11 protein-coding genes are annotated in these 14259 nt (G+C 63.1%); all 11 read left to right on the forward strand.

The annotated features are described in order from the left end of the window. Position 1 precedes the first annotated feature (1 nt). Positions 2–2896 (forward strand): formate dehydrogenase subunit alpha, encoded by a 2895-nt coding sequence (gene fdhF / locus ACOOHP_RS02115; protein ID WP_420464813.1) that lies wholly within the window; start codon positions 2–4, stop codon positions 2894–2896. A 3-nt stretch (positions 2897–2899) separates the two neighbouring features. Further along, complete coding sequence (gene fdhD / locus ACOOHP_RS02120) at positions 2900–3715, forward strand: formate dehydrogenase accessory sulfurtransferase FdhD (protein WP_420464814.1); 816 nt, start codon at positions 2900–2902, stop codon at positions 3713–3715. Then, the gene (locus ACOOHP_RS02125) at positions 3712–3945 is read left to right on the forward strand and encodes a formate dehydrogenase subunit delta (RefSeq protein ID WP_420464815.1); all 234 of its coding nucleotides are present in this window, start codon (positions 3712–3714) and stop codon (positions 3943–3945) included. The genes fdhD and ACOOHP_RS02125 overlap by 4 nt, the downstream gene beginning before the upstream one ends. Before the next feature lie 61 nt (positions 3946–4006). Then, positions 4007–4414, forward strand: coding sequence for a ketosteroid isomerase-related protein (locus tag ACOOHP_RS02130; protein WP_420464816.1), 408 nt, complete (start codon positions 4007–4009; stop codon positions 4412–4414). Next, entirely contained in the window at positions 4415–5005 is a 591-nt protein-coding gene (locus ACOOHP_RS02135; RefSeq protein ID WP_420464817.1) for a GNAT family N-acetyltransferase, read from the forward strand. It begins immediately after the preceding gene. Beyond that, positions 5002–5892, forward strand: coding sequence for a carbon-nitrogen hydrolase family protein (locus ACOOHP_RS02140; RefSeq protein ID WP_420464818.1), 891 nt, complete (start codon positions 5002–5004; stop codon positions 5890–5892). The genes ACOOHP_RS02135 and ACOOHP_RS02140 overlap by 4 nt, the downstream gene beginning before the upstream one ends. Positions 5893–5975: 83 nt before the next feature. Further along, entirely contained in the window at positions 5976–7085 is a 1110-nt protein-coding gene (locus ACOOHP_RS02145) for an S-(hydroxymethyl)glutathione dehydrogenase/class III alcohol dehydrogenase (RefSeq protein ID WP_420464819.1), read from the forward strand. 249 nt (positions 7086–7334) lie between these two features. Beyond that, positions 7335–9272, forward strand: a complete 1938-nt coding sequence (locus ACOOHP_RS02150) for a hydantoinase/oxoprolinase family protein (RefSeq protein ID WP_420464820.1) — start codon at positions 7335–7337, stop codon at positions 9270–9272. Positions 9273–9284: 12 nt separating this feature from the next. After that, positions 9285–9701, forward strand: coding sequence for an acetone carboxylase subunit gamma (locus ACOOHP_RS02155; protein WP_420464821.1), 417 nt, complete (start codon positions 9285–9287; stop codon positions 9699–9701). Between the two features lie 13 nt (positions 9702–9714). Next, the gene (locus ACOOHP_RS02160) at positions 9715–11898 is read left to right on the forward strand and encodes a hydantoinase/oxoprolinase family protein (RefSeq protein ID WP_420464822.1); all 2184 of its coding nucleotides are present in this window, start codon (positions 9715–9717) and stop codon (positions 11896–11898) included. Between the two features lie 25 nt (positions 11899–11923). Continuing rightward, the gene (locus ACOOHP_RS02165) at positions 11924–14191 is read left to right on the forward strand and encodes a hydantoinase B/oxoprolinase family protein (protein ID WP_420466932.1); all 2268 of its coding nucleotides are present in this window, start codon (positions 11924–11926) and stop codon (positions 14189–14191) included. Positions 14192–14259: the final 68 nt, after the last annotated feature.

Genomic DNA, 14259 nt, shown 5'->3' on the forward strand with positions numbered 1-14259 from the left:
CATGCGCTCGATTGCCGAAAACGATCTTGGAACACCGGCCCGTAGCGGTGACGCGATGGTGACGTTGACCATCGACGGTCGGCAGGTCAGCGTGCCCGAGGGCAGCAGCGTGATGCGCGCCGCGTCGCTGGCCGACCTGAAGATTCCCAAGCTCTGCGCCACCGACACCCTCGAGGCCTTCGGGTCCTGCCGGCTGTGCCTGGTGCAGATCGAGGGCATGAAGGGCTACCCGGCCTCGTGCACGACGCCGGTGGCCGAAGGCATGAAGGTGACCACGCAGAACGGCAAGCTGGCGCAACTGCGCCGCGGGGTGATGGAGCTGTACATCTCCGATCATCCGCTGGACTGCCTGACCTGTCCGGCCAATGGCCACTGCGAGCTGCAGGACATGGCCGGCGCCGTCGGGCTGCGCGAAGTGCGCTATGGCTACGAAGGCGACAACCATGTCCACAAGTACGTGCCGGGTCAGGGCGCCGTGCCGAATCCGCGCTTCGTCGACAAGGACGAGTCCAATCCCTACTTCACCTTCGATGCTTCCAAGTGCATCGTCTGCTCGCGCTGCGTGCGCGCCTGCGACGAGCAGCAAGGCACCCTGGCGCTGACGGTGCAGGGCCGCGGGTTCGAGTCGAAGATCGCCGCCAGCGTGGACGAGTCTTTCCTGTCCTCGGAGTGCGTCTCCTGCGGTGCCTGCGTGCAGGCCTGCCCGACCGCCACGCTGACCGAGAAGACCGTCATCGAACAGGGTCAGGCCGAACACAGCGAGATCACCACCTGCGCCTACTGCGGCGTGGGCTGCTCGTTCCGCGCCGAGATGCGCGGGCAGGAAGTGATCCGCATGGTGCCGAACGTCGACGGCCACGCCAATCATGGTCACTCCTGCGTCAAGGGCCGTTTCGCGATCGGCTACGCCACGCATAGCGACCGCATTACCAAGCCCATGATCCGCGCGAAGATCACCGACCCCTGGCGCGAGGTGAGCTGGGACGAAGCCATCGACTACGCCGCGTCGGAGTTCAAGCGCATCCAGTCCAGCTACGGGCGCGACTCGGTGGGTGCCATCACCTCCAGCCGCTGCACCAACGAGGAGGTCTACATCGTCCAGAAGCTGGTGCGAGCGGCTTTCGGCAACAACAACGTCGATACTTGCGCCCGCGTGTGTCACTCGCCGACCGGCTACGGTTTGAAGCAGACCTTGGGCGAATCGGCCGGCACGCAGACCTTCGACTCGGTGATGCAGGCCGATGTCATCATGGTGATCGGCGCCAACCCAACCGACGGCCATCCGGTGTTCGCCTCGCAGATGAAGCGGCGCTTGCGGCAGGGGGCCAAGCTGATCGTGGCCGACCCGCGCCGCATCGACCTGATCCGCACGCCGCATATCGAGGCCGCCCACCACCTGGCGCTGCGCCCTGGCACCAACGTGGCGCTGATCAATTCGCTGGCCCACGTCGTGGTGACCGAAGGCCTGGTGAAGGAGGACTTTGTCCGCGCCCGCTGCGAGATCGAATCCTTCGACAAGTGGCGCGCCTTCGTCGCCCAGGAGCGCAACTCGCCGGAGGCGATGGAGGCGGCCACAGGGGTGCCGGCCGCGGACGTTCGCGCGGCGGCGCGTCTGTACGCCACCGCCGGCAACGGTGCCATCTACTACGGCCTGGGCGTCACCGAGCACAGCCAGGGCTCGACCATGGTCATGGGCATCGCCAATCTGGCCATGGCCACCGGCAATGTCGGCCGCGAGGGTGTCGGCGTGAACCCGCTGCGCGGACAGAACAATGTGCAGGGCTCCTGCGATATGGGCTCGTTCCCGCACGAGCTGCCGGGCTATCGCCACGTGTCCGACGCGGCGGCGCGCGGTGCGTTCGAAGCCGAGTGGGGTGTGACGCTGTCGCCGGAGCAGGGCCTGCGCATTCCCAACATGTTCGAGGCCGCGCTCGATGGCGAGTTCAAGGGGCTCTACGTGCAGGGCGAGGACATCGCACAGTCCGATCCCAATACCCAGCACGTCACCGCCTCGCTCAGCGCGATGGAATGCATCGTGGTGCAGGACTTGTTCCTCAACGAGACGGCCAAGTTCGCGCACGTGTTCCTGCCCGGCAGCTCGTTCCTGGAAAAGGACGGCACCTTCACCAACGCCGAGCGGCGCATCTCGCGCGTGCGCAAGGTCATGGCGCCGAAGTCGGGGGTCGGGGAATGGGAGGCCACTGCGATGCTGGCCAACGCGCTGGGCTATCCGATGCATTACACGCATCCGTCCGAGATCATGGACGAGATCGCGCGTCTGACCCCGACGTTCCAGGGCGTGAGCTTCGACGAGATCGACCGCCTGGGTTCGATTCAATGGCCGTGCAACGAATTGCATCCACAAGGTACGCCGACGATGCATGTGGATACGTTCGTGCGCGGCAAAGGCCGCTTCCTGGTGACCGAATACGTACCCACGCAGGAGAAGGTCACCGCCCGCTATCCGCTGATCCTCACCACCGGGCGCATTCTGTCGCAATACAACGTCGGTGCGCAGACGCGGCGCACGCACAATCTGGCCTGGCACAGCGAGGACCTCATCGAGATTCATCCGCACGACGCCGAGGTGCGTGGCATCGCCGAGGGCGACTGGGTGGGCGTATCCAGCCGCGCCGGCGAAACCGTCCTGCGCGCCACCTTGACCGCGCGCGTCCAAGCCGGCGTGGTCTACACCACATTTCATCATCCGTTCTCGGGTGCCAACGTCATCACCACCGAGAATTCCGACTGGGCCACCAACTGCCCCGAATACAAGGTCACGGCGGTGCAGGTGGCGCGCGTGAGTCAGCCCTCCGAGTGGCAGAAGCGCTATCGCGAGTTCAGTGACCGGCAGGAGGCGCTGCTGCGCGCCGCCGATATCGTGGCGGCCAGATAAGCGATGACGCTACCTGCGCATCGCGGTATCCAGGTCTGGCGCGAGGACGGCGCGGCGCCCGACCGCGTGGCCGAAGAAGTGCCGGTGGCGTTGCGCTACAACGGCGAACCGCACGTGGTGATGATGTGCACGCCCTCGGACCTGGAAGACTTTGCCCGCGGCTTTTCGGTGACCGAAGGCATCGTCGAGGATGTGGCGCAGATCGGCGCGATCCAGCTCCGCGAGCTGTCCGAGGATCAGGGCTTTGAAATGGATGTGGCGATTCCGCAGTCGTGCGCGCAGCGCTTGGCCGGTCGCCAGCGCCAACTGCGGGGTCGTACCGGCTGCGGTCTGTGTGGTGCGCAGACCTTGGCCGACGTGTTGCGGCCGGCGCGTCGCGTGCCGGCCGGCGTTGCCGTCGCCGCCGGGGCGGTACGGCGCGCGTTGGAGGCTTTGCGCCGGCAGCAGCCGCTCAACGCCGCCACCGGCTCCACCCACGCGGCCGCCTGGGCAACACCCGATGGGCTGATCGTGGCCGTGCGCGAAGATGTCGGTCGGCATAACGCCCTGGACAAGTTGATCGGTCATCTGCTGGCGACGAACAGCGACCTTGCGCGCGGATTCGTTGTGGTGACCAGTCGTGCCAGCTACGAAATGGTTGCCAAGTCGGTGGCCGTGGGCATGCCGATGCTGGTGGCGATCTCTGCGCCGACTGCGTATGCGGTCAGGCTGGCAGAGGATGCCGGCCTGACCCTGATCGGCTTTGCCCGCGCGCATCGCCACGTGGTGTACGCCTGCCCAGGGCGCGTGAGCAGTGCCCCGCTAGGGACGCCAGGATGAAAGTGGATCGCCTGGTGACCATGGCCAACGACATCGGCCAGTTCTTCGCGGGTGAGCCCGATCCGGCGGAAGCCGTAGCGGGCACTCTCAATCACTTGAGGCGATTCTGGGACCCGCGCATGCGCAAACAGATTCTGGAATATGCGCTGCGCGACGGCGGCGCATTACAGGAGCCTGCCCGTTCGGCGGTGCTGGCGCTGGCGCAGGGCGACCGCAGCCCGGCGGCATGAGCCTCACGACCTGACGAACGCAAACCTTTACCGGATAAGGTCCATCGACGAGCTTTCCCCTATGCCTACCGATACCCGCTCATTGCTGCAACGCTACTACGCCGCCTTCAATCAGGCGGACTGGCCGCAGTTTCTCGGTCTGCTGACGGACGACGTGATTCACGATCTCAACCAGGGTGATCGCCAGGTGGGTCGCGCTGCATTCGCCCGGTTCATGCAGCGCATGAACCGCTGCTATGCCGAGCAGATCGCGGATATCGAGATCATGGTCAACCCTGACGGTAGTCGCGCGGCGGTTGAGTACACCGTGTTGGGCACCTACCTGAGCACCGACGAAGGTCTGCCGGCTGCCAACGGACAGAAATACCGGCTGCCGGGCGGTGCGTTCTTCGAGATACGCAAGAACCATGTGGCGCGAGTCACCAACTACTACAACCTGGAAGATTGGCTGCGGCAGGTGAAGGGTTAAATGGCGGAGCTTCGAATTCAGACGCTGCAAGCTGCCGCGATCGCCGACGGTCTGGATCCGTTGGCGGCGCTGCGCATCGCGGTGTTTCGCGAGTGGCCCTATCTGTACGAAGGCAGTTCCGAGTACGAGAAGAAATATCTGGACACCTATCTGCGCAGTGCGCGCAGTCTGGCGATACTGGTGTGGGACGGCGAGCATTGCATCGGCGCATCCACCGCCTTGCCGCTGATCGAAGCGGAGCCCGCTGCGCAGCGACCGTTCCTGGAGCAGGGCCAGGCGCTGGCGCAGATCGATTATTTCGGCGAGTCGATCATCCTGCGCTCCTACCGCGGCCGCGGGCTGGGCGTGAAATTTTTCGAGTTGCGCGAAGCGCACGCGCGCGAACACGGGCTCAAGCACTGCGCATTCTGTGCGGTCGAGCGCCCTGTGGACCATCCGGCGCGTCCGGCCGACTACGTTCCAAACGATGCGTTCTGGACGCGACGCGGCTACCGCAAGCAGACCGCTTTGCAGGCCAGCTACGATTGGCCGGACATCGGCCAGACGCAGTCCAGCGCCAAGGCCATGAGCTTCTGGATGAAGACGCTGTGACTGCGTCTTTCGTCGCTGCGGTGGCGCAGTATCCGGTGAGCCGACCAGGCTCGTGGGAGCAGGCGGCTACTACGCTTGCGCAATGGGTGGCCGAGGCGGCTGCGTATGGCGCGCGCTTGCTGGTGTTCCCGGAGTACGCCTCGATGAGCATGGCCGCGTTGCTCGAACCGACGATGCAGGATGACCTGCGCCTGCAGTTGCCCGCCCTGCAAGCGTTGCGTACGCGTTATCTGGACCTGCATCGGGAGCTTGCCCGCGAGCATCGCGTGTACCTGCTGGCCGGTAGCTTCCCCTGGCAACTGGATGCGCAGCGCTACGTCAATCGCGCGTGGCTGTGCGCGCCCTCCGGGCGGGCTGCGTTTCAGGACAAGCAGATCATGACGCGCTTCGAGCGCGAACACTGGGGCGTCACCGCTGGCGAGCCGGCCAAGGTGTTCGACACCGCACTGGGCCGTATTGGCGTGGCGATCTGCTACGACGCGGAGTTTCCGTTGCTGGTGCGTGCGCAGATCGCGGCTGGCGCTACCGCATTGCTGGTGCCCTCCTGCACCGACGCGCTGGCGGGTTACCACCGCGTGCGAGTCGCTGCGCAGGCGCGTGCCTTGGAGTCGCAGTGCCACGTGCTGTTGGCGCCGCTGGTGGGCGTTGCGCCGTGGTCGCCGGCCGTTGACGTCAATATCGGTGCGGCGGCGGTCTACGGCCCGCCCGACCGCGGCTTTCCCGACGATGGCGTGCTGGCACAAGGCGAGCTGAATACGCCGGGCTGGGTCTACGCCGCGATCGATCCGTCGATGGTCGAGTCCGTCAGGGCCGACGGCCAGGTTCTCAATCATCTTCACTGGGCAGAGCAGGACGAACGGCGGACCGCTCTGGTGGAAACCCTGTAAGTCCCGACGACGACGATGGCTGCACCCGAAAGGCAACCCGGGCGTCGGTTGCCGCGATCACTGACCTGAGCAGGAGAACAACTATGGATACCCGCGCTGCGGTTGCATTTGAAGCCGGCAAGCCCCTGAGCATCGAAACCGTGCAGCTCGATGGACCGCGCGAGGGCGAGGTGCTGGTGGAGATCAAGGCGACCGGCCTCTGTCATACCGACAAGTTCACGCTGTCCGGCGCAGACCCGGAGGGCGCGTTTCCCGCCATCCTCGGACACGAGGGCGCTGGCGTCGTGGTGGATGTGGGCCCGGGCGTGAAAGGCCTGAAAAAAGGCGACCACGTCATTCCGCTGTATACGCCCGAATGCCGCGAGTGCGACTACTGCACCTCGCAGAAGACCAACTTGTGCCAGAAGATTCGCGTTACTCAGGGCAAGGGGATGATGCCGGATGGCAGCAGCCGCTTCAGCTTCAAGGGCAAGCCGGTGCTGCATTACATGGGCTGCAGCACGTTCTCCAACTACACGGTGGTACCCGAGATCGCGCTGGCCAAGGTTCGCGAGGACGCACCTTTCGATAAGATCTGTTACATCGGGTGCGGCGTCACCACCGGCATCGGCGCGGTGCTGTTCACCGCCAAGGTCGAGGCCGGCACCAACTGCGTGGTGTTCGGGCTGGGCGGCATCGGCCTCAACGTGATCCAGGGGCTGAAGATGGTCGGCGCCAACATGATCGTCGGTGTGGACATGAATTCGGCGCGCGAGGCCATGGGCCGCAAGTTCGGCATGACCCACTTCGTCAATCCCAAGGACGTGCAGGGCGATTTGGTAGCGCATCTGGTGGAACTGACCAAGGGCGGCGCCGATTACAGTTTCGAGTGCATCGGCAACGTGCAGGTGATGCGCCAGGCGCTGGAGTGCTGCCACAAGGGCTGGGGGGTGTCGACCATCATCGGGGTGGCACCGGCCGGTGCGGAGATCGCGACGCGCCCCTTCCAGCTGGTGACCGGGCGTCGCTGGATCGGCTCGGCCTTCGGTGGCGCGCGCGGGCGCACCGACGTGCCGAAGATCGTCGACTGGTACATGGACAAGAAGATCAACATCGACGATCTCATCACCCACGTCATGCCGCTGGAAAAAATCAACGACGGATTCGATCTCATGACCCGCGGCGAATCGATTCGCGGGGTGGTCGTTTTCTGAACTGAAGTTGCAATAACGGAGAACGGCTTCGGCATCGACCGAAGCCCGGGGCCGGCGCCGCGAGGTGCCGGTCTTTTTCGTTGGCGCGCGGCTTTGCACAAGCGCTGGAGCGCCCCTTGGGGAAACCCCCTTGACGCCTAGGGGGCGTCCTAATTGCTGGTCTTGAGGGGCAATTTCATATTGGTCGGGCGTCTAGCACGCCTGCCGCTGGCGACGGCATCCCCTTAAAAATCTACAGAGGCGGACTCTATGTCCATGTTGATCAGTATCGATAACGGCGGCACGCTGACCGACGCCTGCGTCATTTACGGAGCCCAGGTTTTCCATGCGAAAACGCTGACGACTCCGCACGATCTGACCCAGTGCTTCGTGCAGGTACTCAAAGAGGTATCGAAGCGCATCTATGGTGAAGCCCGGCTCGATGCTTTGCTCGAAGAAGTCGACTACATCCGCTATTCGACCACCCAGGGCACCAACGCCGTCGTTCAGCGCAAGGGTCCCCGCCTGGGTCTGATCCTGCGCAGAGGACAGAAGCTCGACAGCATCATCCGCAACGAGGACGAGCGCGAACTGCTCGACGCCATGGTGTCGGACCGGGTTGCATCTATCGACCCGACGTTGGCCGAGGACAAGCTGGAGTCGCATCTGACCAAGGTTATCAACGAGTTGATGTCCGCGGGCGCCAATCGCGTGGTGGTCAGTTTGGGTGGCGATTCGCTAGCCGCCGACGAGACCAAGGTCAAGCGCATGGCTTTACTGCGCTATCCGCGCCATTTGCTCGGAGCGGTGCCGATCCTCTATTCGCACCAGTTGTCCGATGATGCCGATGATGGCCGCCGCACCTGGAGCAGCATCATCAATGCGTTCCTGCATCCGGCGATGGAGCGCTTTCTCTACAACGCTGAGAATGTGCTGCGAGAGGCACGAGCCCGCAATCCCTTGTTGATTTTCTGTAACGATGGCACTTCGTCCCGCGTGGCAAAGACGGTGGCGCTCAAAACCTGGGGTTCGGGTCCCCGCGGTGGCATGGAAGGCGCAAAGGCGCTGGCCCGGCATTATCGTAAAAACACATTGCTGACGATGGACATCGGCGGTACCACGACTGATATCGGCGTGGTTGATCGCGGCAACGTGCGCGAGCAGCGCTGGGGCGCACTGGAAAACATCAAGATTTCGTTCCCGCTGTGCGAGGTTGAAAGTCTTGGCGCGGGCGGCAGCTCGGTGTTCAAAGTGGTTGACGGCAAAATCCAGGTCGGTCCCGAGTCGGTCGGTGGCGCGCCTGGCCCGGCCTGCTTTGGCTACGGCGGCACAGAAGCGACGATCACAGACGCCTACCTGCTGCTTGGAATCCTGGACGGAGATTCCTATTTCGGAGGCACGCTCAAGCTCGACAGCGATCGCGCCAAGGCCGCAATTACGGAAAACGTCGCCAAGCCCCTGGGCCTGTCACTCGATGAGGCGCTGGTGCGGATGGAGAGCGCATACACGGTCAAGATTGCCGACGCGATGCGTGAGATCGCTCCGAGTTTGACGGACGCGGCGCTGCTGGCCTTCGGTGGCGCCGGCCCGATGTCGGCCTGTCGTGTGGCCGATGCGCTTGGCGTCAGGGAGATCATCGTGCCGCGCATGGCCGCGGTGTTCAGCGCTTTCGGCATCGGTTTTTCGGATATCGCGCATAGCTACGACGCAGCGCTCACGGACAGCGGTGAAAAAGGCCTGACGGATGTCATTGATCGGCTGACGGAGCGTGCAACCCGTGACATGTTCGCGGAGGGCTTCGATCTGTCGGAGTGCACCCTCGAGAAGACGCTGAGCTTCACTCAAAACGGAGAACAGGCCACGCGCCGCCTCAACGGCGAAATGAAGGTCCCGGATGGTCTGAAGGACGCGCAGGACCTGCGTATGCAGTTGCGCGCAACCAAAGCCATCCCGCACTTTGCGCTCAAGCCCGACGATATCCAGGGCGGCAAAGCGGCAGCCACCGAACTCACCCGCCGGGTGCGTCTGAGCGACGGCGGCAAGCTGGCCGATGCGAGCCTGCCCCTGTATCGCCATGCGGAACTTGCTGCTGGACAAGGCGCGACCGGCCCGGCAGTGGTGGAGGAGGAGTACTTCACGTGCCTGATCCCCGCCGGCTGGAAGTTCCAGGTCAACGACAACCACGATCTCGTTCTGCAGAAGAACTAAGAGAGAACATTCATGAAAATCGCGATGACGGAATACCTGCAGATCGACCTTGAGAAGGAACGCTGGATGTGCCGCGTGTGCGAACACGACGTCGGTCCTGCACGCGGCAACTACAAGGAGGGTCTGCTGGTCCACGCGCGAGATCCGCGCGAGATCCACAAACCGATTCTGGACACGTCCTATGAATTCACGTTCGCACCAGATCCGAAATGGGTACAGATCGTGGAGTACTACTGTCCGAGTTGCGGTACGCAGATGGAGGTCGAGTATCTGACGCCCGGCCACCCGCCGCTGCACGACATGGAGTTCGACATCGACGCGCTCAAGGCGCAGTGGGCCAAGCGAAGCCCGCAGGATCTGAGCAAGATCGCCGGACCCGAGCCGATGGGTGTCGAGTACCACACCCAGAAGTCCACCGGCCTGCGCTGAGGAGCCACCGATAATGAAACGAGTTGCCGTCGATATCGGTGGAACCTTCACCGACTGTTTCATGGTCTGGAACGAGCACACCATCCAGTCCAAGGCCCTGACCACGCACCACAACCTCGCGCTCGGATTCCGCGAGGCGCTGCAGGCCAGCTGTGCCAAGCTCGACCTCGACATGCTGGACGTGCTGTCGCAGGTCGATTCGGTCCGCTATGCCACCACGCTGGGCACTAACGCCTTGATCCAGCGCAAGGGCCCGAAGGTGGCTCTGCTGGTCACCTGTGGGTACGAGTCCACCGTGCCGCTGGCGCGCGGCCGCGGCTATGGCGAAGGCCTGAGCGAGAAAAGCCAGGCCGATCTGCCGGGCGCCTGTCGCCCGCCGCCGCTGGTACCGGTGCCCATGATCGCCGGCGTCCGCGAACGCCTGGACGCGGTCGGCAACGTGCTGATGCCGCTGGACGAGAACGACCTTCGGAAGAAGATTCGCAACCTCGTCGACCGGGGTGCGCAGAGCTTCTGCGTGGCGCTGGTCAATTCGGTCTCCAATCCGGTCCACGAGCGCCGCATCCAGGAAATCCTGCTCGAGGAGTATCCGGAGCACATGCTGGGCGCCATGCCGATCGTGATGTCGCACAAGGTTGCCGGTCGTAAGGGTGAGTACGTGCGGGCGTCCTCGACGATCATGGATGCGTTCCTGCACGACGTCATGTACCACGGCCTGTCGTCGCTGGAACTGAACCTGCGCGAGTCCAGTTACAAGAAACCGATGCTGGTCATCCACAACTCCGGTGGCATGGCGCAGCTGAACTCCACCGACGCGCTACAGACCATTCATTCGGGTCCGGTGGCGGGCGTGAGTGCCTCTGAGCATCTGGCCAAGGAGGCCGATCTGGGCAACGTGATCTGCACCGACATGGGCGGCACCAGCTTCGACATCGGTCTGGTGGTCGAAGGCGGCGTCAAGCATTACGACTTCAACCCGGTGATCGAACGCTGGATGGTCAGCGTGCCGATGATTCATCTGGTCACGCTGGGCGCAGGGGGTGGTTCGATCTGCCGGTACGATCGCATGTATCACACCGTGCAGGTGGGGCCCGAGTCCGCAGGGTCAAATCCAGGCCCCGCCTGTTACGACCGCGGGGGTCTGAAACCGACAGTGGCAGACGCCGACCTGTTGCTCGGCTACCTGGATCCGGCCAATTACGCTGGCGGCGCCATCAAGCTCAAAGCCAACCGCGCGAAGCAAGCCATCGAGGACGAGATCTGCGAGGCGCTTGACATCTCGGTGACCGAGGCAGCGCTGATGATCAAGCGCAAGGTCGATGCCAACATGGCCAACGGCATCGCCACCGAGCTGCGTGCACGTGGCTACGATCCCTCAAACTTCACCATGCTGGCCTACGGCGGAAACGGCCCCCTGCATGGTTGCGGCATTGCTGACCAGCTGGGCATCAATCGCATGCTGGTGCCACCGTTCTGTTCGGTCTTCTCGGCCGTGGGTGCCGGCAACATGCACCAGCTGCACATCCACGAGAAGTCGCTGTTCATGTGGATCTTCGACAGCAACACGCGGCGGCTCTACAACGACTATGAAACCTTCAACAATATCGTCGCCGAACTGGAAGAAAACGGCCGCCAGGATTTGCTTCGCCAGGGCATGAAGCCGTCGGACATTCAGCACCGGCTGGAGCTGGATATGCGCTACGGCAATCAGCTCGCGACCACCACCGTTGTGGCGCCCAAGCTCCGCTTCGAGTCGATCGACGACGTGATGGCAATCATCAAGCAGTTTTCGGTCGATTACGGCAACCGCTTCGGCAAGGGCTCGGAGGCGCCGGAGGCCGGCATTCGCATCAATACCGTGCGCGTCCAGAGTTTCGTGGAACTGGAGACCGTGAATCTGGGTAAATTGCGTGCCGAGCGTACCGTCCCGGTGGGGCCGGCAGACGGTTCTCGCAAATGCCATTTCGTCGGCCACGAAGGACCGGTCGACACGGCGGTCTACAAGCACGAGTCCCTGGAGGTCGGCACGGTGGTCACCGGGCCGGCGGTTGTGGTCTCCGCCGTTACCACCTATCTGGTCGAGCCGGGCTGGACGATGGAGATTGGCGTGCACGGCGCCGCGTGGTTCATGCGCGGCACGGCGACTGCTGGTGGCAAGGCCGAGAAGGCTTCCAACAAGCTCAAGGCCAAGGCCTGAGTCTCAACCGAATCCCGGAGTTCACATGGGCAACAACGATACCGTTCAAAGTTATACCGAGAAGGAAAAGTCCGTTATCGACCAGTTTCTGGCCGATAACGTGCTGTTCCTGGGGCCAGACCCCGACATCATGAACACGCATGATCTTTCGCCGCGGAGTGCATCGGAAGAGCGCGCACTTGCAAGCTGCACCGATGCGGCGATGCACGCGCTGGTCCGTGATCGTCTGCAGGCCGGTGCTAACGAATCGTTCGAGATGCTCGAACAGATGGGTGCCGCACCGGGCGCGAAGTGGGGCGACCTGATCACCGGCGTGTTCACCGCCGCGGGGGACTTGGCCGTCTCCAGCGCCGGCGGCGTGCTGATCTTCTCGGCGGTGGTTCACCACCCGATCAAGTTCATCGTCAAGTACTGGACCGGCGATCCCACCGTGGGGGTCAGGGAGGGCGACGGATTCATCCACAACGACGCTCGCTACGGCAACATCCACAACACCGACCAGTCGATGATGATGCCGGTGTTCTGGGAAGGCGAGCTGGTGTGCTGGGTCAGCACCACCGTGCACGAGGGCGAAAACGGAGCGATCGAACCGGGCGGCATGCCGTCCCTGGCCGAATCGGTTTACGAAGAAGGGCTGAAGATGTCGCCCTTCAAGTGCGCCGAGAACTACGAGCTCAAGAAGGATCTTGTCACCTTTCTTCAGAACTCGGTCCGCGAGCCGAAACTGCAGTTCGAGGACATGAAGACCAAGCTTTTCACGTGTCGCCGCATGGAGCAGCGCATCCATGGCTGCATTCAGGAGTTCGGCCTGGATTATGTGCTGGCTTCACTGCGCAAGGGCCTGGAGGACGCCAAGGCCGAGACGCAGCGTCGTCTGGCCGAGTGGCCCGACGGCAAGGTCCGTTCGATTGTCATGGCGGATTCGACCCTGCGCGAGAACGCGCTGATCAAGATCCAGTGCGAAGTGAGCAAGATCGGCAGCGAGCTGATCTGCGATTTCCGCGGTTCGTCACCCGAATTCGCCAATCGGGCCAACAACACGCTGCTGTCCTCGCTCAAAGGCATGCTGGCGCAGCTTTTCCTCGCGTTCGTGTGGCCGGACATGCCACGCAACCAGGCGGTATTCGCGCCGATCAAGGTCATCACGGATCCCAAATCTGCGCTGCACTCTTCGTACAATGCGCCGAACGCGCAGTCGATGATGACGTTCTTCCCGTCCTTCAGCTGTGTGCAGCTGGCGGTGGCGAAGTTCGTGTACTCGACGCCTCTGAAATATTCAAAGGTCATCGCGCCCTGGCACAACATGATCCGCACCTTCATCTGGGGCGGCATCACCCAGCACAACGAGATGGTTGGCAACCTGTGCGCCGATCTCAACGGCATGGGCGGCGGCGCACGCGCGGATCGCGACGGCGAACATGCTGTTGCCCCAATCTTCGCGGCCATGTCCGACCTCGGCGAGCAGGAACTCAACGAGGAGGAGATCCCGTTCATCCAGATCGTCAGCAAGAAGGTGATGACGGATAACGTCGCCTTCGGCAAGTTCCGCGGTGGCCAGGGCTACGAGATGATCGCCAGCTCCATCGGCAGCCCGCTGTGGGGTTTCATGACCACCTGCATCGGCAGCAAGGTGGGCTGCGTTCCGGGAGTCTTCGGTGGCTACGGCGCGCCGACCTACCCGCTATGCAAGATCAAAGACGTCGATGTGTTCGAGGTCATGAAGACCGACCCCGAGGCGTTCGAGTTTTCGATCGTCGATCTTATGAACAAGAAGCCGTTCAAGGATGCTACGTACACCACGCATCACACCGGTCTGCAATTTGAACTGGCCAAGCGGGGCGAGCTGTACATGATTACGCAGGGTTCGGGCGGTGGTTATGGAGATGTGCTCGACCGTGACCCGGAGCTGGTGATCAGGGATATCGAGGAGAATCTGCTGTCGCACGACGCGGCGCGGCGGGTGTATCACGTCGTCTACAACCCCGAGACCTTGGTACTCGACCGCGAGGGAACCCAGAAAGCGCGCCAGGCCGAGCGTGAGGCGCGAAAGAAGCGCGGTGTTCCGTTCAAGGAATTCGTCAAGCAATGGAACAAGCCGGAACCTCCGGCGGACCTACCGTATTATGGAAGCTGGGGAGGGGATCGCGAAACCATCTATGCGGGCCCTTACGGTGGCGTGCCAAGAGCAACCATGAACGCATCTGATATCCAACCGATTTACATGCCGAACCCGCGCGACGTCAAGATCGCTCAGTTGGAGGCGCGCATCAGGCAGTTGGAGGGCGGCAACTAGGTGTAGTCTATAGCCGGAAGATACAGCGTTAACACTTAAGGGTAATTGCTAGTTCCTGACGGATCGGA

The sequence above is a fragment of the Panacagrimonas sp. genome (genome assembly GCF_965216805.1).
Lineage (GTDB): Bacteria > Pseudomonadota > Gammaproteobacteria > Nevskiales > Nevskiaceae > Panacagrimonas.